19 protein-coding genes are annotated in these 21,221 nt (G+C 72.4%); 10 read left to right on the forward strand and 9 right to left on the reverse strand.

The features are described 5' to 3' along the window. Positions 1 to 27: 27 nt before the first annotated feature. Positions 28 to 1,083, reverse strand: a complete 1,056-nt coding sequence (locus tag AC5P1B_RS30270) for an ABC transporter substrate-binding protein (protein ID WP_493891170.1) — start codon at positions 1,081 to 1,083, stop codon at positions 28 to 30. 287 nt (positions 1,084 to 1,370) lie between these two features. Here AC5P1B_RS30270 and AC5P1B_RS30275 point away from each other — a divergent pair, with 287 nt between their 5' ends. Then, positions 1,371 to 2,789, forward strand: a complete 1,419-nt coding sequence (locus AC5P1B_RS30275; RefSeq protein WP_493891171.1) for a hypothetical protein — start codon at positions 1,371 to 1,373, stop codon at positions 2,787 to 2,789. A 327-nt stretch (positions 2,790 to 3,116) separates the two neighbouring features. Next, on the forward strand, positions 3,117 to 3,326 hold the full coding sequence (locus AC5P1B_RS30280; RefSeq protein WP_493891172.1) for a hypothetical protein: 210 nt from the start codon (positions 3,117 to 3,119) through the stop codon (positions 3,324 to 3,326). A 132-nt stretch (positions 3,327 to 3,458) separates the two neighbouring features. On the opposite strand, the gene AC5P1B_RS30285 is transcribed toward AC5P1B_RS30280, so the two are convergent. The 3 genes from AC5P1B_RS30285 to AC5P1B_RS30295 all read right to left on the reverse strand — a co-directional run bounded on the left by AC5P1B_RS30285 (position 3,459) and on the right by AC5P1B_RS30295 (position 6,682). After that, positions 3,459 to 4,430, reverse strand: a complete 972-nt coding sequence (locus tag AC5P1B_RS30285) for a 3-oxoacyl-ACP reductase (RefSeq protein WP_493891173.1) — start codon at positions 4,428 to 4,430, stop codon at positions 3,459 to 3,461. 114 nt (positions 4,431 to 4,544) lie between these two features. Next, on the reverse strand, positions 4,545 to 5,630 hold the full coding sequence (locus AC5P1B_RS30290) for a Zn-dependent alcohol dehydrogenase (RefSeq protein ID WP_493891174.1): 1,086 nt from the start codon (positions 5,628 to 5,630) through the stop codon (positions 4,545 to 4,547). A 149-nt stretch (positions 5,631 to 5,779) separates the two neighbouring features. Next, positions 5,780 to 6,682, reverse strand: coding sequence for a MaoC/PaaZ C-terminal domain-containing protein (locus AC5P1B_RS30295; RefSeq protein ID WP_493891175.1), 903 nt, complete (start codon positions 6,680 to 6,682; stop codon positions 5,780 to 5,782). A gap of 503 nt (positions 6,683 to 7,185) precedes the next feature. Here AC5P1B_RS30295 and AC5P1B_RS30300 point away from each other — a divergent pair. The 4 genes from AC5P1B_RS30300 (at position 7,186) to AC5P1B_RS30315 (ending at position 11,064) form a co-directional block, all read left to right on the forward strand. Then, entirely contained in the window at positions 7,186 to 8,130 is a 945-nt protein-coding gene (locus AC5P1B_RS30300) for an ABC transporter ATP-binding protein (protein WP_493891216.1), read from the forward strand. After that, positions 8,127 to 8,852, forward strand: coding sequence for an ABC transporter permease (locus AC5P1B_RS30305; protein ID WP_493891176.1), 726 nt, complete (start codon positions 8,127 to 8,129; stop codon positions 8,850 to 8,852). The genes AC5P1B_RS30300 and AC5P1B_RS30305 overlap by 4 nt, the downstream gene beginning before the upstream one ends. Before the next feature lie 230 nt (positions 8,853 to 9,082). Beyond that, on the forward strand, positions 9,083 to 10,429 hold the full coding sequence (locus AC5P1B_RS30310) for a sensor histidine kinase (RefSeq protein WP_493891177.1): 1,347 nt from the start codon (positions 9,083 to 9,085) through the stop codon (positions 10,427 to 10,429). After that, positions 10,426 to 11,064, forward strand: coding sequence for a response regulator transcription factor (locus tag AC5P1B_RS30315; protein WP_493891178.1), 639 nt, complete (start codon positions 10,426 to 10,428; stop codon positions 11,062 to 11,064). Before AC5P1B_RS30310 ends, AC5P1B_RS30315 begins: the two co-directional genes overlap by 4 nt. Positions 11,065 to 11,176: 112 nt before the next feature. On the opposite strand, the gene AC5P1B_RS30320 is transcribed toward AC5P1B_RS30315, so the two are convergent. Next, on the reverse strand, positions 11,177 to 12,043 hold the full coding sequence (locus AC5P1B_RS30320; protein WP_493891179.1) for an SDR family NAD(P)-dependent oxidoreductase: 867 nt from the start codon (positions 12,041 to 12,043) through the stop codon (positions 11,177 to 11,179). 265 nt (positions 12,044 to 12,308) lie between these two features. Between AC5P1B_RS30320 and AC5P1B_RS30325 the strand changes: the two genes are divergently transcribed. The 4 genes from AC5P1B_RS30325 to AC5P1B_RS30340 all read left to right on the forward strand — a co-directional run bounded on the left by AC5P1B_RS30325 (position 12,309) and on the right by AC5P1B_RS30340 (position 16,279). Next, positions 12,309 to 12,947 (forward strand): class I SAM-dependent methyltransferase, encoded by a 639-nt coding sequence (locus tag AC5P1B_RS30325; RefSeq protein ID WP_493891180.1) that lies wholly within the window; start codon positions 12,309 to 12,311, stop codon positions 12,945 to 12,947. 207 nt (positions 12,948 to 13,154) lie between these two features. Then, positions 13,155 to 14,087, forward strand: coding sequence for an N-acetylmuramoyl-L-alanine amidase (locus tag AC5P1B_RS30330; RefSeq protein ID WP_493891181.1), 933 nt, complete (start codon positions 13,155 to 13,157; stop codon positions 14,085 to 14,087). 154 nt (positions 14,088 to 14,241) lie between these two features. Further along, the gene (locus AC5P1B_RS30335; protein ID WP_493891182.1) at positions 14,242 to 15,081 is read left to right on the forward strand and encodes a hypothetical protein; all 840 of its coding nucleotides are present in this window, start codon (positions 14,242 to 14,244) and stop codon (positions 15,079 to 15,081) included. Positions 15,082 to 15,268: 187 nt separating this feature from the next. Continuing rightward, positions 15,269 to 16,279, forward strand: a complete 1,011-nt coding sequence (locus AC5P1B_RS30340) for an LLM class F420-dependent oxidoreductase (RefSeq protein WP_493891183.1) — start codon at positions 15,269 to 15,271, stop codon at positions 16,277 to 16,279. Positions 16,280 to 16,469: 190 nt separating this feature from the next. Here the strand turns inward: AC5P1B_RS30340 and AC5P1B_RS30345 are convergent, their stop codons facing one another. The 4 genes from AC5P1B_RS30345 to AC5P1B_RS30360 form a co-directional block, all read right to left on the reverse strand. Continuing rightward, on the reverse strand, positions 16,470 to 17,258 hold the full coding sequence (locus AC5P1B_RS30345; protein WP_493891184.1) for a maleylpyruvate isomerase family mycothiol-dependent enzyme: 789 nt from the start codon (positions 17,256 to 17,258) through the stop codon (positions 16,470 to 16,472). A 169-nt stretch (positions 17,259 to 17,427) separates the two neighbouring features. Continuing rightward, positions 17,428 to 18,528, reverse strand: coding sequence for a prenyltransferase/squalene oxidase repeat-containing protein (locus AC5P1B_RS30350; protein WP_493891185.1), 1,101 nt, complete (start codon positions 18,526 to 18,528; stop codon positions 17,428 to 17,430). Then, entirely contained in the window at positions 18,525 to 19,325 is an 801-nt protein-coding gene (locus tag AC5P1B_RS30355) for a class I SAM-dependent methyltransferase (protein WP_493891186.1), read from the reverse strand. The genes AC5P1B_RS30350 and AC5P1B_RS30355 overlap by 4 nt, the downstream gene beginning before the upstream one ends. Before the next feature lie 194 nt (positions 19,326 to 19,519). Then, positions 19,520 to 20,899: a glycosyltransferase family 4 protein gene (locus tag AC5P1B_RS30360; protein ID WP_493891187.1), complete on the reverse strand. Its 1,380-nt coding sequence runs from the start codon at positions 20,897 to 20,899 to the stop codon at positions 19,520 to 19,522. Positions 20,900 to 21,221 lie beyond the last annotated feature (322 nt).

Below are 21,221 nucleotides of genomic sequence, written 5' to 3' on the forward strand. Positions count from 1 at the left end.
CCGTACCGGCCGGCGCCCCGCGCGCTGCTACTTCACGAGATAGCCGCCGAGGTCGTCCAGGACGCTGTCGGCCGCCGTGACACCGAGCCCGAGGTACCAGGTCTCGTCGGGAACGTCCTTCGCCTGGCCGTTCTTCACCGCGTCCAGCTTCTTCCACAGCGCGTTGCCCTCGGCCTTGGCCCGCTTGGTGGCCTTCGCGTCGCCGTAGACGCCCGTGAAGATCCAGTCGGCGTCGGCGTCGTCAATGCGCTCGGGGCTGATCTCCGCGGCGAGGTCGTTGATCTGCTGGTTCTTGGGCCGGGGCAGGCCGACGTCGTCGAGGATGGTGCCGATGAAGGACGCCTTGGCGTACAGCCGCGTGAACTGCGGCATGTACCGGAGCATGGTGACGGTCGGCTTGTCAGGACCGATGTCCGCGCCGAGCTTCTTCGCCTTCGCCTCGTACGCGTCGAGGTTCTTCTTCGCCGCCGCGGTCTTGTCCAGGGCCGCCGCGTTGAGGAGGTAGTTCTCCTTCCAGGTGAAGCCCGGGCGGATGGAGAAGACGGTCGGGGCGATCGCCGACAGCTCCTTGTACTGGCCCTCGGCGCGCAGCTTGCTGCCGAGGATCAGATCGGGGCGGAGCGCGTTGATGGCCTCCAAGTTGAGGCTGTTGATCGTGCCCACGCTCTTCGGGTTCCCGGCGGCCTTCTTGAGGTAGCCCGGGACGCCGTCGTCGGCCTCTGCCGAGGCGTAACCGACGGGCTTGACCCCGAGCGAGACGACGTTGTCCAGCTCGCCGACGTCGAGCACCACGACCCGCTTGGGCGCCGCCTTGATCTCGGTCTTGTCCATGGCGTGCGTGACGGTGCGGGGGAACTGGCCCGGCCCCGCGTCCGTACCCATCTTCGCGGTCTGCTCGGCCGCCTTCGCGAAGTCCTTGCCGCCCTGTGCCACGGACTTCGAGCCGCCGCCCTTGCCGCCGTCGTCGCCGGAGGACCCGCAGGCCGACAGGGCGAGCGCGCCGGTCAGGGCGAGGGAGACGGCGGCGAGACCGCGCCTGCGAAGGCTGGGGACCGCACCGCGACGGCGTGGGGACGGGGACATGACGTACTCCTGGCTCAGGGGTGAGGCGCGCGGCCGTACGCGCTGACGCCGCACGGTGCGCCTCCGCGACAAAACGCCTCCGCGACACAACAGGCGCCTGGTGAGGCGAGCCTTACCTTATGCCGGGCCCCTCGCCCCCGCCGCGTCCACCCCCGCCGCCCAGCACAGCCACCCGCGCCCGCTCAGCAGAATCGGACGATCGCCACCCTTTCGCGTGAAGTGCGGCACCTCTCGTGGTTCGGCATCGAGTGCGAAAACTACGTTCAGTCGCCGGAGGTGACCGTTTCATGACGGCCTGTGCCATGGAAACCGCTCTCGGTGACGACACCGCACGCCGAGCGGCGATCACGCTCGCCGCGGACGGCTCGTACGCCGCGCGCCTCGCGGTGTGCGGCGCGACCGGCGGCTGTTTTCCCGAGCGCTGGACACTGGACGGCCCCGAGCCTTACGCCGTCCCCCTGCCCGGCGATCAGCCCGAGGAGCCCGACAGCGAGGTACTGCCACTGGCGGACGGCCGGGTGCTGATCCGCCGCCGCGTCGCCGACCGGCACGCCCTCGCGCTGCTGTACCCCACGGGGCCCAACACCGGCGAACTGCCCCTCGGCTTCATCGAGTGCGAGGAGTTGACGCTGCTGCCGCCCACCCCGGACGGCGTGAGCGCGTACGCGCTGGCGCCCGGCGAGCTGGCCACGCATGTGTGGCTCGTCCACGGCGGCTCGTTCGGGCCCGAACACGTCGCCGAGATCCCGGGCCGGTGCTCATCGGGCACCTGGCTCGACCGGATGGGGCGCCTGCTCGCCGTGGACCGCGAAGTCGGCGGGCAGGTCAAGACGATCGTGGTGGACCTGCGGCGCGGCGGCGAGACAAGCCCGCTGCTCCAGATCACCAAGGAGAGCAACGACCGGCTGCTGCTCGCCGACCCGGACAGCGGGCTGCTGCTCGTACGGTCCGACGCCCCCGGTCGCGACCGGCTCGGCTGGGGCGTACTCGGCAGCGCGCTGCCCGTGCGCTTCCCCGAATGCCTGGATCTGACACCGGAGCACGCCGGTGCCACTGGCGGCGCCGGCCTGGCGGTGACGCCGTTCGCGGTGCAGCCAGGCCAGATGCTGACGCCGGAGGGCTGCGCCGTGGCGTTCCGGCTCGACCGGGCACGGCCCCAGGGCGACGGCGGGGGGAACGGTGCCGAGGCGGGCGGCGCGGCGGGCGGCGCCGGGGCCGGGGCGCCTGGCGACGGCAAGAGCCGCCAGGGTGGGGGCGGCAGCTGGGTGGGCGTCTGGCGGCCCTCGGAGCGCCGGTTGCGGCACGTCTCGCCACCGCGCGGCTGGCTGGCCGGCGCGGGCCTGTGGACCCGCGACGGAGAACTCAGGCTGCCGTTCGCCACGGAGCAGGTGCCCTGCGGGCTGGCCCGGGTGCGCGTGCCCGAACCGTGGCCGGACGTGACGCCGGGGCGCGGCCTCCCCGTGCCCGTACTGCCGCAGCACGGCACCGCGGGGGGCGACGGGGCCGCGTACGGGCTCAGACCCGGCGCCGGGCTCGGGGCCGGGCTCGGCGGCGCTTGGCCGTCACATCAGACGGGGTACCCGGCGGGGCCGGCGGCGGGCGCGCGGGAACCACTGGCAGGGCAAGGGCCCCTCCCGGAGGCGACTCCGGCCACGGCGCCCCGGCCCGTACCACTGCAACAGGCTCCGCTCGCCGGAGCCAGATAGTGCGCGACCGCAGCACGAGGAGACGCCGGTCAAGAAGTCAGGAACCGGCCACGAGCCCGTCAGGAACTGCCGACCGTCAGGAACTGCCGAGAAGCCGGTGGAGAGGCCGTGGAGAGAAGGAAGGGAAACAGGGCGGGAGGCGTGCGGGAGTCGGTTGGCTGCGTGATCAACGTCCTGGTTAGACTTCGAACAGGGGTCGCGCAGCCGTACGAGCGGACACGCACCGTGCGCCGAACGTCCTTGCGCCGGTGGGGCGGTGACGTCTCCTCAAGCCGACGCGCACGGGCGGCGATCCCCTACGCACAGCAGGTAGCGACAGTTCACGGAGTGACTTCCCTCATGGCCGAAGCCGGTACTGACATATCCGAGGCCCGACCGCTGGGGTCACCCGGTCCGGCGGCGCCCGGGAACCCGGCCGCCCAGGCGGCTCACGCGGGCAGGCACCGTGGCCCGGCCGCCGCCGAGGACGGCGGCGGGCCCGTGCAGGGCAAGCACCGGCGGACGACGGGGACGGTCAGCTCTGGCATCCGTCCGTAGGAGCAGCCGGGCGCGTCCCAGCCGCTACGGCTCCGTACGCGTGTGGCCCGGGCGGCGTTCGCCTCTGGCCCCGCCGCCACCGCGCCGAGGGACCGAGCGCCGCACGACCCCGCCCGGCAAACGGCCCTGGCCTCACCCGGCCTCCCGCTTGAGGCCGAGCACCTCCACCGCGGCGAAGCTCTCGTGGGGCGGGCGGCTCGCGTAGTGCGGGGTGAGGAGATGGTCCAGTTCCTCGGCGGTGAAGGCGGCGCCCGGCCGCGCCGCGTCGAACTTGGCCGCCACCTTCGGGCGTTCGACGATCGCGACCATCCCGCCGTGGACGACGAAGAGCTGCCCGTTGATCCGCCCCGCGGGCGGCGAGGCGAGGTAGCCGACCAGCGGTGCGACGTGCTCAGGGGCCAGCGGGTCGAGCTCGCCCGCCGACGGCTCGCCGAATCCGGCGAAGACATCCTCGGTCATCCGCGTCCTGGCTCGCGGGCAGATGGCGTTGGCGGTGACGCCGTACTTGCCGAGCGCGGCCGCCGTCGACGTGGTGAGCCCGACGATGCCGCCCTTGGCCGCAGCGTAGTTGGGCTGCCCGGCGGAACCGGCGAGGAACGCCTCCGACGAGGTGTTGATGATGCGCCCGTAGCCGGTCTTCGCCTCGCTCCGGCCCCGGTCGGACGCGGTCTTGAAGCGCTCGCGCCAGTAGGCGGCCGCGAAGTGTGTCGTGTTGAAGTGCCCCTTGAGGTGCACCCGGATCACCGAGTCCCACTCGTCCTCGGTCATCGAGAAGACCATCCGGTCTCGCAGGATGCCCGCGTTGTTGACGAGGATGTCGAGGGCGCCGTACGTGTCGAGGGCGCACTGGATGAGGCTTCTGGCCTGTTCGTGGTCGGCCACGTCGCCCGTGTGCGCCGTGGCCTGGCCGCCCGCCTCCGTGATCTCGGCGACGACCTCGTTGGCCGGGCCTGACCACGCCTTTCCCGTACCGTCGCGGCCCGGCTGGCCATAGTCGTTGACGACGACACGGGCACCGAGCCGGGCCAGTTCGAGCGCTTCCGCCCGCCCGAGGCCCCGCCCGGCGCCCGTAACGATCGCGGTCTTCCCCTCAAGCAACGCCACGGCTCGCCTCCCGGCTTGCGGCTCCTGCGCCTGCTGTGTCGGTTACGTCCATCGCGTGCAGTGCGTCCATGACATCCATCGCGTCCGTCGTGTTCATCACGCCCGCTCGTGCTCTCAGAGCTCGATGCACGTCCGCAGCGCCTCGCCCGTGCGCATCTGGTCGATCGCCTCGTTGACCTCGGCGAGCGGCACCCGGTGGGTGATGAGCCGTTCGAGGTCGACGCGCCCGGCCCGCCACAGGGCGATGGCCCGCTCGTAGGACCGCAGCACGTCGCCACCGCCGTACAGCGAGGGCAGGACGCGCTTCTCGTCGAAGAACAACTCGAACATGCTGACCTGGAAGAAGTCGTCGAGCGCGCCCGCCCCGACGACGCACAGCGTGCCGCCGCGCCGCGTCGTCTCATACGCCGTGCGGGCGGTGGCTGACGTGCCGACGGCCTCGAAGACGTAGTCGAAGCCTTCGCCGCCGGTGATCCGGCCCTTGATGTCGGCCAGCTCCGCCGGGGCGACGGCCTCCGTGGCGCCGAAGGTGAGCGCACGTTCGCGCCGGGACGTGACCGGGTCGACGGCGACGATCTGTGCGGCGCCCGCCACCCGGGCGCCCTGGATGACGCTGACCCCGACGCCACCGCAGCCGATGACGGCGACCGAAGAACCGGCCTCGACCCGGGCCGTGTTGAGGGCGGCGCCCAGACCCGTTGTCACCCCGCAGCCGATGAGCGCGGCGATGTCGAAGGGCACATCGTCCGGTATGGGCACGGCGCATCCCGCCGCGAGGACGACCTCCTCGGTGAAGGTCCCCGTTCCGGCGAAGCCGAAGACATCGCCAGGGGTCGCCCCGGCGCGCCGGAAGTTGGGCGTACCGGCGTTGGCGAAGCCCGCCAGGCACAGCTGGGTCTGGCCCCGTTTGCAGGACGGGCAGTCGCCGCAGGCGGGCAGCCAGCAGATCAGGACCCGGTCGCCGACGCTGAGGCCCGTCACGCCGTCCCCGACGTCGATGACCTCGCCAGCGCCCTCGTGTCCGGGGACGAACGGGGCGGGCTGCGGCAGCACCCCGTTCATCGCCGAGATATCGGAGTGGCACAGTCCCGTAGCCCGGACCCGCACTCTGACCTTGCCGGGGCCGAACCCCACCGCCTCCACGTCGTCAAGGACGTCGAGCTTCTCCCGCCCGATCTCGTGCTGTACGGCTGCGCGCACGGTACGACTCCTCTCAGAACTCCGTAAGAACTCCGGCCAGGTCTCCGGTCGGATCTCCGGTCAGGTCTCCGTCAGGCTCGGTCGGAAGCCGGGCCCGCGTCAGGACTGGTGCCGGGGGTGTGGTGCCGGGCCGTACTCAGGGTCGCGGTCTAGCTGTGCTCGATCACGGTGTCGACGAGGACCTGCACGTCGTCCCGCTCCCCGTCGCCGTCGTCGCCATCCCCGGGGCGGTCCACCGTCGCGAGCACCAGCACCCGGCCGCTCTCCCGCCACATCCGCACGCGCAGCGTCTCGCCCGGGTAGACGACACCGGCGAAGCGGGTGGCGTACGAGCGGACGCGGCTGACATCGCCTCCGAGGACGGTGTCCACGACGGCCTTGAGCACGATGCCGTACGTGCACAGCCCGTGCAGGATCGGCCGGTCGAAACCCGCCAGCTTGGCGAACTCGGGGTCGGCGTGCAGCGGGTTCCAGTCGCCGGAGAGCCGGTAGAGCAGCGCCTGGTCCTCGCGGGTGGCCCGGTCGACCGTGACATCCGGCTCCCGGCTGGGAAGGGCGGGGCGGCTGGACTGGCCGCGCTCGCCCCCGAATCCGCCCTCACCGCGTACGAAGATCTGTGTGTCGCAGCTCCATAGCGGCCCCTCGGCGTCGGCGACGTCGGAGCGCAGCACGATGACGGCGGCCTTGCCCTTGTCGTAGACGGCGGCTACCCGTGAGGTCTGGGTCGCCCGCCCGGAGGTGGGGAGCGGGCGGTGCAGCTCGACGCGCTGGCCGCCGTGCAGCACGGCGGTGAGGTCCACGTCGATGCCGGGCGCGGAGAGCCCACCGGCGAGGGCCATGCCGCCGCCCGCCACGGTGGCGAAACTGGGCAGGACGTGGAGTCGGCTCTCCAGGGTGTAGCGGAGTTCGCCGGGGTCGGTCGCCGCTCCTGGCGCGCCTTGGGCCGAACCCGCCCCGATGCCCAAGTGGTAGAGCTGTACGTCCTTGTGGCCCCAGGCGAGTTCCGTGCTGGTGGGCTCGGCGGTGGTGGCCTTGGCGACGTCGATGGGCATCGGCGTACTGCTCCTTCCGGGACGGGAAGACCCCGGCCCGGCCGTCCGCGCCGTTGGCCGTAACGGGGTCATAGCTGATCAGCCGGTCGGGCCGCGGCGCCGCGCGAGCGCCGCCGCGCCCCTCAGCCCGTGCTCCGCCGGGCCGCGCCAAGGCCCCGCTCGGCCGGTCCGCGCCGTGGCGCCCCAGGGGGTGGCGCCGTGGCGCGGACAAGACCTAGAACACGTTCTAGCCGATGCCCCCATGTATAGCCGATCCACCGGCACCCGGGAAGGGCCATGACGACAGGCCGGCTCCGGTCGCGCCCCGTTACCCATGACATCTGTCCTGGTCAGCTACCGACATTCACCTCTGCCGTCGCCTTCGGCGGCTCCGTAGCGTCACTGACATGACGACAACATCCGGCACGGTCACGGGCACGGGCACCATGACAAGGACAAGGACAAGGACAGGGACAGGGACAGGGGCTGGCGCGGGGCGCACCTGGCGCGGCGGTCCACCCGCCGTGACGTTCAACGGCGTATCCCGCAGCTACGGCGCGGTCCGCGCCGTGGACCGGCTCGACCTGGAGGTTCCACGCGGTCAGACCGTGGCGCTCCTGGGCCGCAACGGCGCGGGGAAGTCCACCTCCCTGAGCATGCTGCTCGGGCTGCTTCCGCCGTCCAGCGGTGAGGTCAGGCTCTTCGGTGACACACCGCAGCGGGCGGCGCGCGAGGGCAGGGTGGGCGCCATGCTCCAGGACGGGCGGCCCATCGCCCGGGTGACGGTGCGGGAACTCGTCCGCTTCGTCGGTTCCTGCTATCCGGCGCCCATGCCCGTGCCGGAAGCCCTGGCCCTGGCGGGGCTTGAGAGCCTGGCGGACCGCCGCGTCGACAAGCTCTCGGGCGGCCAGGCGCAGCGTGTGCGCTTCGCCATGGCGCTCGCCGGGAATCCGGAACTGATCGTGCTCGACGAGCCGACCGCGGCGCTCGATGTGGAGGCCCGCCGGGCGTTCTGGGCCTCCATGCGGGCGTACGCGGAGCGCGGCAACACCGTGCTCTTCTCGACGCACTACCTCCAGGAGGCGGACGAGAACTCCGACCGGATCGTGGTCATCGACCGGGGCCGGATCGCCGCCGACGGCAGTGCCGACGAGGTCAAGCGTGCCGTCGGCGGCAGTCTGGTCGCCTTCGACCTGGCGGGCGCGGCCACCACGGGCCTCGCCCTGCTGCCGGGCGTGACGTCGGTGGAGATCCGCGGTGACCGCGCGCGGCTGCGCAGCTCCGACTCCGACGCGACGGTACGCGCGCTGGCCGAGCAGGGCGCCATCCGCGGCCTGGAGGTGGCCCCGGCCAGCCTCGAAGACGCGTTCCTCGCGCTGACCACCGGCCCGGACACACAGGGCGGCGCGCCGCCGCTCCACGCCCCGTCCCCTTCCCCGACCCACGCCGTGCAGGAGTCTTCCCGATGATCGACTACATCCAGCTCGAAGTGCGCCGGACGCTGCGCGACACCGGGTTCGTCGTCTTCGGCATCGGCATGCCGGTCATGCTGTATCTGCTCTTCAGCAACCTCGGGGTCAACAGCGGCGACCGGAAGGACGTCGCGGTCTCGCTGATGGTCGGCATGGCCGCGTACGGCGCCCTCGGCTCCGCCCTCAGCGTCGGCACCGGCCTGTCCGAGGACAAGGCGACCGGCTGGCTACGGCAGTTGCGGGTCACTCCGCTGCCGCCATCCCGGATCGTGGCCGGCCGCGCGCTCACCGGCTCCGTGATCGTCCTGCCCGCCATCGCGGCGGTGCTGCTCGCGGGCCGCGTCATCAACCACGTGGAGCTGGACGTCTGGCAGTGGGCGGCGCTCGTCGCCCTGCTGTGGATCGGCACCGCGCCCTTCACCCTGCTCGGTCTCGGCAACGGCTACCTCCTGTCCGCCCAGACGACGGGCGTGGTCAACATGGCCTGCAACCTGGGCCTGGCCATCGCGGGCGGGCTGTGGATACCGGTGGACAACTTCCCCGGCTGGCTGCGTGCGATATCCGACTGGACGCCCACCCACCGCTTCGCCGACCTGGGCTGGAGCGTCACCGAGGGGCACGCGCCCAGCCTGGTCACGGCACTGACGCTGGTGGCGTGGTGCGCCGCGTTCGGCGGCTACGCCCTCCGTTCCTACCGCGTGAGCGCCCATACGGCATGACCCGGCTGAGCACCGGACCGGCCGGTGACGGCCGCGCCACGCGCGCATGGTCACATAGGCATACCGGACACAGCGGGACGCACCGGCCCGACGGCGACGACGCACCGGCCCGACGGCGAACAGACAGCAAGACAGAAACAAGACAGAACAAAACAGCAAGACAGCAAGACAGCAGGGCAGCAGGCCAGCTGGGCTGCGCGGCAGGCGGCGGAAAGCGGACAACGGGAGCCATGAGCACACGGAGCAACAACGAGGAGCTTGGCGAAGGGCCCAGCGAATGGACGCTCATGCCCTGGCTGCTCATGGCGAGCGGCGCGGCGGTCGACGTGGTGCGAGGGGCGGTCCCCCACCGCTGGCTCGCCGGAACGGGGCTGCTGCTCTTCGCCGCGTGCTACGTCGCCGTGATCTTCGTCGGCGCCAGCCTCGCCCCCGCCCGGCGCCGCGCCGCCCAGCTGCTGCTCCTGCCGACGGCGGCGCTCGCGGTCGTGCTGGGCTCTTCGTACGGGGGGAGCTGGCTGATGCTCTTCTCGCTGGTCTCACTCGCTACGGGGATGGCCGTCTGGGGCCGCAAGGTCGGGCCCGCGCTGCTCGTCGTCGTGGCCATCGGCGAGCTGAGCACCGCGTACAGCGGTGACACGGAGAAGATGTGGAGCGTCGCCTACTCCTCGGCACTGTCCGGAGCGGTCGTCGCGATCATCATCCGGCTGACCGGCACCGTACGCGAACTGCACGCCACCCGCAGCGAGCTGGCCCGGTCCGCCGTGGAGCAGGAACGGCTGCGGTTCTCGCGCGACCTGCACGACCTGCTCGGCCACACCCTGTCGGTGATCGTCGTGAAGGCTGAGGCGGTACGGCGGCTCACACCGCGCGCGCCCGAGGCCGCCCTCGCGCAGGCCGCCGACATCGAGGCCATCGGCCGCCAGGCGCTCACCGAGATCCGCGAGGCCGTCACCGGCTACCGCGAGGGCAGCCTGACCACCGAACTCGACCGGGCGCGCTCGCTGCTCGACGCCTCCGGCATCGAGGCCGTCGTACGGCAGTCAGGGCCGCCGCTGCCGCCCCAGGCCGAGGCGTTGCTCGGCTGGGTGGTCCGCGAGGGCGTCACCAACACGGTCCGGCACAGCGGTGCGGCGCGCTGCGACATCGAGGTGCGAGCGGGTGCCGACCACGTACGGCTGGACATCCTCGACGACGGCGCCGGGTGCGGGCAGGGGCGCGGACACGCGCACCAGCGCCTGCACGCCCGCGGACCGGTCGATGCCCCAGCCGGTGACCCAGCCGATGACCCGACCGACGACCCGACCGACGATCCAGCCGATGGCCCGACCGCTCGGAGCGCCGCCGCGCCGTCACCGGTGGCGCTGCGAATGCGCGGCGGTACCGGCGGTACGGGGCTGACCGGCCTGGCGGAACGTCTCGCCGCGGCGGGTGGTTCGCTGCGCTCCGGGTCCGCCGGACGGCGCGGCTTCCGGCTCACCGCCGAACTCCCCATCGACGGGGACAGTGGTGACGACGAAGATAACAGGGGTAACGGGGAAAACGGGAACAATGGGGCCAGCGAGGTGGGAGACCGGTGAAGGACACGGAGTACGCGCCGGACGGGCGTCCGGTACGCGTCCTGCTCGCCGAGGACCAGGGCATGATGCGCGGCGCGCTCGCCCTGCTCCTCGGTCTTGAGCCGGATATCGAGGTCGTCGCGCAGGTCGCCGCCGGGGACGAGATCCTGCCGCGCGCACTGGAGGTCCGGCCCGACATCGCCCTGCTCGACATCGAACTCCCCGGCCGGAGCGGCCTGGACGCCGCGGCCGAACTCCGCACCCGGCTCCCCGGCTGCCGGGTGCTCGTCCTCACCACGTTCGGCCGTCCCGGCTATCTGCGCCGGGCGATGGAGGCCGGCGCCTCCGGCTTCCTCGTCAAGGACGGGCCGGTGGAGGAGCTCGCGGTGGCGATCCGCCGGGTGCTGGCGGGCGAACGCGTCATCGACCCGGCACTCGCCGCCGCCGCGCTGAGCGCCGGGCCGAACCCGCTGACGCCGCGCGAGCGGGATGTCCTGACGGCGGCGGCGGACGGCGCCACCGTCGCCGACATCGCGGCCAAGGTGCACCTGTCCCCCGCGACGGTGCGCAACTACCTGTCCGCCGCCATCGGCAAGACCCGGACCCGCAACCGGATGGAGGCGGTCCGTGCCGCCCGCCAGAACGGCTGGCTCTGACCAGGCCAGGGACGCGCTCGGCCTGGAACCACCGCCAGGCAGGCGCTCGCTCGCGGCAACCGTCCGCATGCCCCCGCCCGCTCCCGGCCACCGCTCAGGTACGCGGGACCGCTCAGGTGCGCAGGTAGGAGGCCCCGTTGAGGTCCAGGACGGTGCCCGAGCTCCACTGCGCCTGCGGGGAGGCGAGCCACAGCACGGCCGCCGCGATCTCGTCCGGCGCGGCGACGCGGCCGAAGGGGCTCTGGGCCCGGATGGCCGCGCCCTCCTCGCCGGAGAGCCGGTGGGCGACCCGGTCCGTGTCGATGAAGCCGGGGGCCACCGAGGAGACGGCGATGCCGTGCGGCGCGAGGGCGATGGCGAGGGACTGGCCCAGTGCGTGCACCGCCGCCTTCGTCGCCCCGTACGCCGGGTGGTCGGGCTCACCGCGGAAGGCGCCCCGTGAGCCGATGTTGACGATCCGCCCGCCGGAGCCCTGGGCGATCATCCGCTGCGCGGCGAGGTGGCTCAGATGGGCCGTACCGAGCAGGTTCACGGCGACGTGGTCGCGCCAAGCGGCGGTCCAGTCCGCGTAGGACGTACGCGCGGGCGGGTGCGGGGTGTTCACCGCCGTGTTGTTCACCAGCACGTCGATGCCGCACAGCGCGGCGGCCGCCGCCTCCGCCAGTTCGGCCGCGCCGTCCGGTGTCGAGAGGTCCGCCCCGATCAGCGCGTGCCCGGTGCCCGCCAGCCTCGCCAACGTTTCTTCGGCATCCGCGCGGCGCGTCCCGTAGTGCACCGCCACCTGGTCGCCCTGCGCCGCGAAGGCCACCGCCAGCGCCCGCCCCAGCCCCCGCGAGGCGCCGCTGATGAGCACACGCCGCCCCCGCGCGGGAAACGCGGCAGCGGCCTCCCCGGCAGCGGCAGCATGCGGCGCGTGCGAGGCGGACGGGGCAGACGGGGCGTGCGGGTGCTGCATGGCGGTGGCCTCCTCGTAGGTCATCGTGACTCCTCGGCGACTGCGCCGGAAGGCGCCAGCCTACGAGGCTGCCCTTGCCCCCCTTGCCCCTGCCCGCACGCACGGCAGTTCAGTACGCGCACGCGCGCACGCGTCGGCAGTCACCGCACCCGCACCGCCATCCGCACCCCGCGGGCGCACCCCGACGGCGCCATGCGGCACGATGAACGGTCGGCCCAGTACGAGCAGCACGAGCACACGGACAGCCCGCACCACACAGCGAACGAAACGAACAAGAGGAAGAGGGACCATGCCGCCCAAGCCGGAGACCGTCGCCGCGTTCGAGGCCGCGAAGGGGTTCATGCCGCTCGATGAGGGCTTGGCCCTCTATGAGGCGGCGACGGCTGCGACCGCCGGTGGGCTGCCGCTGCTTGAGGTCGGCACGTACTGCGGGCGGTCGACCATCCTGCTGGCCGACGCCGCCCGCGCGGCGGGCACCGTGGTCGTCACCGTCGACCACCACCGGGGTTCCGAGGAGCAGCAGCCCGGCTGGGAGTACCACGACCCGACGGTCGTCGATCCCGAGGTGGGCCGGATGGACACGCTGCCCACCTTCCGGCGCACGCTGCACGCGGCCGGGCTCGAAGAGCACGTGGTCGCCGTGGTCGGCCGCTCCCCGCAGGTCGCCGCGGTCTGGGGCGGCCAGGTCGGGATGGTGTTCATCGACGGCGGGCACACCGACGAGCACGCGAGAGCCGACTACGAGGGCTGGGCGCCGCATGTCGCGCCCGAGGGGCTGCTCGTCATCCACGACGTGTTCCGCGACCCGGCGGACGGCGGCCAGGCCCCGTACCGGATCTACCGCCGCGCCCTGGAGTCGGGCGCCTTCACCGAGGTTTCGGCGACGGGGTCGCTGCGTGTGCTGCGCCGTACCGCGCCGGGCGTGTGAGTCCCCCCACACCTCGGGCGCTCCCGCTCATCCGCTCTGACGCCCCGGCCCACCGCCGCGCCCCGTCCTCCGTGCCCCGTGTTCCGCGAGCGCTTCCCCACATCCCTGGGCAGAACGCCTCGTCCCGGTGGCTCGAAGGGGACGCGCCCACCCCGGCTCCTCCCCCGTGCCATCCCGGCGCCGCATGAGCCGACTACCATCGCCCGGGTGTCGAACGGCAGCTTTTCCCCCACCTCCCGCCGTCGCGGCCGGACGCTCGTCATCGTGCTCGCCGTGCTCGTGCCGGTCTGCTTCGCGGCCTGGCTCGTGTGGCGTACGACGGACGACGACGGCAAGGGCGGCGCCAGGACCCCGCCGGACCCCTCGCGGTCCGGGGCCGTCTCGCCGGGCGATGCGGCGGAGCAGGGCCGTCCCGGCGATCCGACCGCGTCGGCGAAACCCAAGGACCGGCCCGCCTCCGACGCGTTGCGGGGCAAGGTGGTGGTGATCGATCCGGGCCACAACCCCCGTAACAAGGATCATGCGCGGGAAATCGGCCGACAGGTGAATATCGGCGCACAGAGCAAGGAGTGCGACACCACCGGCACGGCGACCAACGCCGGATATTCGGAGGCGTCCTTCACTCTCGACGTCTCACGTCGTGTTCGTGCGCTCCTCACCGCGCGTGGTGCCACCGTGAAACTCACACAGAACGACGACCGCCCGTACGGCCCGTGTGTGGACGAGCGGGCCAAAATCGGAAACAAGGCGCAGGCAGACGCGGCCGTCTCCGTCCACGCGGACGGGGGCACTGTCGGACAGCGCGGGTTTCATGTCATCCTTCCCGCGTCTGTACGGGGCGGTGGCGCCGATACGTCCAAGATCACCCGGCCCTCCCGCCTTCTCGGCGACCGACTGGTGGACCGCTTTACTCAAGCGACGGACAGCAAGCCCGCCAACTACCTCGGGGGAGGCGATGGTCTGACGGTCCGAGACGATTTGGGCGGACTCAATCTGTCCACGGTTCCCAAGGTGTTCATCGAGTGTGGCAATATGCGCGACTCGAAGGATGCCGGGCTGCTGACCGACGCGGAATGGCGGCAGCGGGCGGCGCGTGGCATCGCGGAAGGCATTACGGACTTCTTGCGGGGGAAGCGATAACGGCCTGGTTGAGCAGCCGTAACGGTCAATCTCCACAAGACGACCCGGCCGTTCCGGCGATAGATTCACCCGTACGATGGGGGACCACCCCCGCGCTTTCGCACCTCGCGTCCGGCGACAGCGACGACTCAGACGAAACAACAGAGGATTTTACGTGAACATCCGCTCCCTCACTCGAGGCGACGGCGTGGTGATCGGAGCAGCGGTGTTGCTGTTCATCGCCTCGTTCCTCGACTTCATCGCCGTGGACTGCCCGTCTGGTGTGCCGGACTCAAGCTGCCCCGCGTACAACGGCTGGACCTCCGACTTCGCCGCCAACACCGCGGGCATCTTCGTGCTGGGTGTCCTCGCGGCGGCCCTCATCGTCGGATCGCGCTTCCTGCCCCAGGGCCGCAGCCTGCTGGGCCTCGCCCTTGACCAGTGGGGGGTGGCGTTCGCCGTCGCGGCGACGTTCATCTCCACGTGGACGCTGCTCTTCAGCCACCCCGAGAACTTCGACAAGGGGATCGGCCAGATCCTGGGCTTCATCGCCCTGCTCGCCCTGGGCGGCGCCGCGGTCGCCACTCCCCGCGTGCCCGCGCTGAAGGCTCCCCTCGCGGGCTCCGGCAGCCCCAGGCCCGCCGCTCCGTACGGTGGGCAGCCCGGCCAGCCGGGTCAGCCGGGTCAGCCCGCCGGCTACGGCTACCCCGGCCCGCAGCAGGGTGCTCCGGCTCCGTACGGTGCGCAGCCCGGTGGCCAGCCGTCCTACGGTGGTCAGCCTGGCGCGGCGGCCCCCGCTCCGCAGCCCAGTGGCGGGGACTTCGCCCCGTTCTGGTTCGCGGTGCCGGTGGCTCGTCCGCTGTACGCGGAGGACGGTACGCCGACGCCGATCGCCGAACTGGCGCCCGGCACCTGGTACCTCGCGGTGGAGCAGCGCGGCCAGACTCTCGTCGCGCAGACCCAGGACGGCCGTCGCGGCGTCCTGCAGGACACCACGGGAATTCAGCGCGGCTGACTCGCCTCGCCTGAGTTTCCGCACGGCCCCTCGCACGGCAACGGGCGAGGGGCCGTTGCCGTGCGCGCGCCAAGCCCGACGGACCGTTGTCATCCGCGCACCGGGCCCGTAGAGTCTCCGCCCGGCAGCCCGCCGCCTGACGGCTGGTCAGATACGCGGCGGGCCTGACGATGAGCGGAGGGGCGCCATGCGGCTCGGTCTGCAACTCGGTTACTGGGGACGCGGTCCAGGGCGGGGCCATGTCGACATCGCCCAGGAGGCCGAGCGCCTTGGCTACCACTCGGTATGGACGGCGGAAGCCTGGGGTTCGGACGCCTTCACGACGCTGACCTGGATCGCCGCACACACCTCGCGCATCACTCTGGGCACGGCCGTCGCGCAGATGATGGCCCGCACGCCCACCGCCACGGCAATGCAAGCACTCACCCTCGACCATCTCTCCGGCGGCCGGATGACGCTCGGGCTCGGGCTGTCAGGGCCGCAGGTGGTGGAGGGCTGGTACGGTCGCCCGTTCCCGAAGAGTCCGCTCACCGCGACCCGGGAATACGTGGATGTCGTACGGCAGGTACTGCGCCGCGAAGGGCCGGTGCGGCTCGAAGGAGAGTTCTTTCAGCACCCGTACACCGGTCCGGACGGCACCGGGCTCGGCAAGCCGCTGCGGTCGATCACCCACCCGCTGCGCGCTTCGCTGCCGGTCGTCCTCGGGGCGCAGGGCCCCCGGAACATCGCGCAGACCGTGCGCATCGCCGATGGCTGGCTGCCGCTGTACTGGTCGCCGTCGCGCACCGAGCTGTACGCCGACGTCCTCGCCAAGGCGCCGCCGGGCTTCCTCGTCGCCCCGATGGCGCACGCCAGGGTGTGTACCGACATCGCCGAGGGCCTGCGCCCGGTGAAGGACATGCTCGCCCTCTACATCGGCGGCATGGGACACGCCTCCCGCAACTTCCACGCCGACCTGATGGCGAGATGGGGATACGAGGCGGAGGCCCGCCGTGTCCAGGAGCTGTATCTCTCGGGCTACCGGCAGGAGGCGGCCGAGGCCGTGCCGGACACCTTCGCCGATGAGGTATCGCTGGTCGGCCCGCGCGAACGGATCGCGGAGCGGCTGGAGGTGTGGCGCGCGGGCCCGGTGACGGACCTGCTGGTGACCCCGTCCGACGCACACACGCTCCGTACGCTCGCCGAACTCAACTCCTGACCCCGCCGCCGCGTAGGCGACTCCAACGCCGCGTAGGTGACCACGACGCCGCACGTGTCCGCGAGGCCGCGTGCGCGTGTCCCCGCCACCGCGTGCGTGACTGCTCCCCTGCGTACGCTCACCGAGCCGGGCTGCGGGAGTGCCACCCAGGGCAGGCGTCCGGCTCTCAGGCCGGCGCCTGCCCGGCGCGTCACTCGAAGCTGGCTCGCTCAAGCCAGAATTCCAGCACCGCGCGGTCCCCTATGAGCTCCACCCGGTCGCTGTCCAGCGGAAGGCGCCGGAAGAACACGCGCAGCACATCGGCGAGCGGGCCACGCAGGGCGACGGTGGCCTTCTCATGAGCGCGGCGCCAGTCGAAGCCCTCCTCGTGCAGGTCTATGAGCCATTCGGCGGCCAGCTCCGGCGGGGCGTCCGTCGCGTGCAGATGGATGCTTCGCGGACGGCCGCGCAGTTCGCCCAGCTTCGGATTGAACTGAGCGGCCAGTGGGCTGCCGACGATGCCCAGCCACTCGTCCAGGGCGTCGGCCGCGACCTCGGGGTCGACCTCATAGGCGCCGCCTGTCGCCGCCGCCGCGTCAGCCCGGTGCACCAGGGTCTCGTGCGTCATGCGGCGGGCCCAGAAGGCCGATGTCCGGTTCGGGTCCCAGCTCCAGACCGCGGCGTCGGGCCCCGCCTCCTCCAAGGTGGCGGCGAACCGCGCGCCGCCCTCCGCCAGCCAGGCGTCCATGGCCGCCGGGTCGTCCCCCTCGGGCCCCGCCGACTCGGGCTGCTCGTCGGCGACATACTCGGTGGCGCGGGTCCGCACCAGGGACTCCGCCCAGCGGTGGGCCTGGCCCACGTGCCGTGCCAGGTCGGCGACGGTCCACTCCGGGCAGGTGGGAACCTTCGCCGACAGGTCGGCCCCGGCCAGGGTGGCGCGCAGTCGGTCGCATTCGGCGAGGAACGCGGAGAGGTAGCGGTCGTATCCCAGAAGGCTCATGGAACCACCGTAGAGCCCTCCACTGACAACGCCCTGGCACAGAGCCACAGTCCACAGAGACAGCCATAGCCAAGGCCACGGCCACAGCCACAGCGACGGCCGCAGCCTGGAAGCGCTCCCCTACCGGGTCCCGCCGGACTCGGCCGGTCCCGGCCGGAGGCAGCCGGTGTCAGCAGCAGTCCGGGTCGAGTCCCCTGGGCAGGCGCTCGCCGCCGAAGACGGCCGTCGTCGCCTCGTCGCCGCCGAGCGCGGCCACCGCGAGCAGCAGCGATCCGGCGGTCCACGTCGTCAGTTCGCGCGGCCATATGGCGTCGTCGTCGAAGACGTAGCCGGTCCAGTACAGCCCGTCCTCAGCCCTCAGGTGCTGGATGGACCGCAGCACCTCCACGGCGCGGTCGGACTCGCCCATGGCCCAGAGGGCAAGCGCCAGTTCGCAGCTCTCGCCGCCCGTCACCCAGGGGTTCGGCAGGACGCAGCGCACGCCGTAGCCGGGGACCACGAAGCGGTCCCAGCCCTCCTCGATGCGCTCCTTGGCCTCGACGCCGGTCAGGGCACCGCCGAGTACCGGGTAGTACCAGTCCATCGAGTAGCGGCCCTTGTCGAGGAACCGCTCGGGGTGGCGGCGGATCGCGTGGCCGAGCCAGCCGAGCGCCAACTCCCAGTCGGGCTGCGGCTCTTCGCGGTGCTCGGCGATGGCGAGCGCGCAGCGCAGCGCCTGGTGGATGGAGGAGCAGCCGGTGAGCAGGGCGTCCTCGACGGCCGCGCCGCCGTCCTCGGGATTCTCGCGCTTCCAGCCGATCTGGCCGCCGGGTGACTGGAGCCCGAGCACGAATTCGATGGCGGCGAAGACGGCGGGCCACAGTTCGTCGATGAAGGTGTCGTCGCCGGTCGAGAGGTAGTGGTGCCAGACGCCGACGGCGATGTACGCGCAGAAGTTGGTCTCTCTGCCCCGGTCGGTGGGCTGGTCGGCGGCTACGCCGTCCGGCAGGTCCGGGTAGGCCGCGTACCAGGACCCGTCGGGGTTCTGGTGCCTGGCGAGCCAGCGGTAGGCCGCCGCGGCGCGTTCGTGTTCGCCCGCCGCGTCCAGCGCCATGGCGGCCTCGGTGTGGTCCCACGGGTCGAGGTGGTGCCCGCGGAACCACGGGATGGCGCCGTCCGCGCGCTGCACGGCGAGGATGCCCCGCACCGTGGCCGCGGCTTGCTCAGCGGACAGCACACCGGGCAGGACCAGGTGTTCCGTACGCTCGGGGCCGGGTCCGGCGACGGTCACTCCTGCTCCTCGCGGGCCGCGCCGTCCACGGCGCTCGCCGAGGTGAGCGGAGTCGCCGGGGCCGTGAGCAGCGGGTCGGCGGGGGCGTGCGGCTTGGTCGCGTAGGCCACGAAGCTCTTGCCGATGAGCGGGTTGAGCGCGCGCTCGGTGACCCGGGTGGCCAGCGGTTTCTTCATGATGTCCCACACCAGCAGCTTGTGGTAGGCGCGTACGGGCAGGGCCTTGTCGTTGTCCACACCGAACGCGCACTTGAGCCACCAGTAGGGGCTGTGCAGTCCGTGTGCGTGGTGGGTGCCGTAGGGCCGCAGTCCGGCCTCGCGCATCTTCCCGAGCAGTTCCTCGCCGCGGTAGATGCGGATGTGGCCGCCCTCGACCTCGTGGTACGCGTCGGACAGCGCCCAGCACACCTTCTCGGGGCCGTAGCGCGGCACGGTGACCGCTATCCGGCCGCCCGGGCGGAGCACCCGGACCATCTCGGCGAGCACCCCCTTGTCGTCGGGGATGTGCTCCATGACCTCGGAGATGATGACGACGTCGAAGCTGTCGTCGGGGAAGGGCAGCGCGAGGGCGTCCCCCTCCATGGCGGTGGCGGTGGCTCCGGCGGGGGCCTCACCGGCCTCCTTCATCGCCGCGAACCACTTGGCGACCTCACGGATCTCCTCGCCGTTGCGGTCGAGCGCGACGACGTGGGCGCCGCGCCGGTAGCACTCGAAGGCGTGACGGCCCGCGCCACAGCCGAGGTCGAGAACCCGGTCGCCTGCGGCGAGCGGGAAGCGGGAGAAGTCGACGGTCAGCACGGGGGTCTGCCCTCTCTTTCCATCAGGCGGTGGTGCGCGGCGGCGGTGATACGTCCCCGGCGGTCAGCGCGGAGGCGGGGTGGCGGGTCGGGGCGGGCGGTTCCGGGCGAGGGCGGTCCGGTGCGCGGTCAGGGCCCGGGCGTGGGCCGGTGGCGGGGCCGGGCGCTGGGGCGGAAGCACGGGCACGGGCGCGCTCAGCGCCGCCGCGCCGCGGCGGCCTGCGTCCGGATGGCCGCGCGGTAGTGCTCGACGGTGCCGCGCGCGGCCTGCGCCCAGGTGAACCGGCGCAGTACCCGCTCCCGTCCGGCGGCACCGAGGCGCCGCCGGAGCGTTTCGTCTCCGAGCAGCCGTCCCAGCGCGTGCGCGAGCGCTCCGGCGTCACCCGGTGGCACGGCCAGACAGGTCTCGCCGTCGGGCCCCGCGACCTCGGGGATGGCGCCGCCGGTGGTGGCGACCAGCGGGGTGCCGGTGGCCATGGCCTCGGCGGCGGGCAGCGAGAAGCCCTCGTACAGCGAGGGGACGCACGCGATCTGGGCGCCGCGGACGAGATCGACCAGTTCGGCGTCGGTGATGCCCTTGACGAACTCGACGGCGTGTTCGAGGCCGTAGCGTGCGATCGCCGCGGCGACCGGTCCGTCCTCGGCGCGCTTGCCGACGACGACGAGGTGCGCGGCGGGCTGTTCGGTACGGAGCTTGGCGAGGGCCTCTATGAGGTGGATCAGGCCCTTGAGGGGGACGTCGGCGCTGGAGGTGGTGACGATGCGGCCGGGGATCTCGGCGACGGCGGGGTCGGGCGAGAACATCTCGGTGTCGGCGCCGATGGGCACGACGTGCACCCGGCCGGGGTGGACCCCGAGGTGGTCGACGATCTCGCGCCGGGAGGACCCGGAGACGGTCAGCACGGACGGCAGCCGCTTGGCGACGCGTTTCTGCATGCGCGTGAAGCCGTACCAGCGGCGCACGGAGACGCGGCGGCGCCAGTGGGCGGCCGCGTCGAGGTCGAGCCGGCGATCCACGGTGATCGGGTGGTGGACGGTGGTGACCAGCGGGAATCCGGCTCGGGGCAGGCCGAGGAGGCCGTAGCCCAGGGTCTGGTTGTCGTGCACGACGTCGAAGGCGCCACGGCGGGCGGCGAGGTGCCTGCGGGCGCGGAGGCTGAACGTCAGCGGCTCGGGAAAACCGCCCGTCCACATCGTGCCGACCTCCAGCACGTCGATCCAGTCCCGGTACTCGTGCGGCTTGGGGGTACGGAAGGGATCGGGCTGGCGGTAGAGGTCGAGGCTGGCCAGCTCGGTGAGCCGGACACTGCCGCCCGCGGCGCCCAGAGCGTCTTTGGTGGACTGTCCGCTGTCCACGGTGTCCAGGACCGGATACGGCTGTGCGCCAAGGACCTCGACGGTGTGGCCGAGCCGGGCGAGCTCGCGCGACAGGTGGCGTACGTACACACCCTGACCGCCGCAGAACGGGTTGCCCTTGTACGTGAGCAGCGCGATCCGCAGGGGGCTGCCGTCGGCGGCGGGGGGCGCCGCCCTGAGCGGATCGGGCCCGGTCGCCTGCGCGGCCTCAGCGGTCACTCACGGCCCCCTTCTTGGTGCAGTTCAGCGGGAGCGTAGCCGCTCACTGATATCTAGAACAAGTTCCACTCTCGGAACGTCCGGGAAGTCTTGAAGATACCCGCCCGGACGCACCGCCCCGGCTTCGCGCCGGGTGATTCGTGCCACTGAATCACCCGGGGATGTCGCACCTCGCCCACGTCCCGCTACGACCGGTCGCCGGACACGCGAGAGCCGCGGCACCCGCGCGCGCCCGCGCTAAAGTGGAACAGGTTCCAGCGGCTCGCGCCGCCTCGCGGGCCCTGCCATCATGCACGGTGTCCGCAGCCCGCAGACGGAACGC

Source organism: Streptomyces sp. A01 (assembly GCF_059026195.1).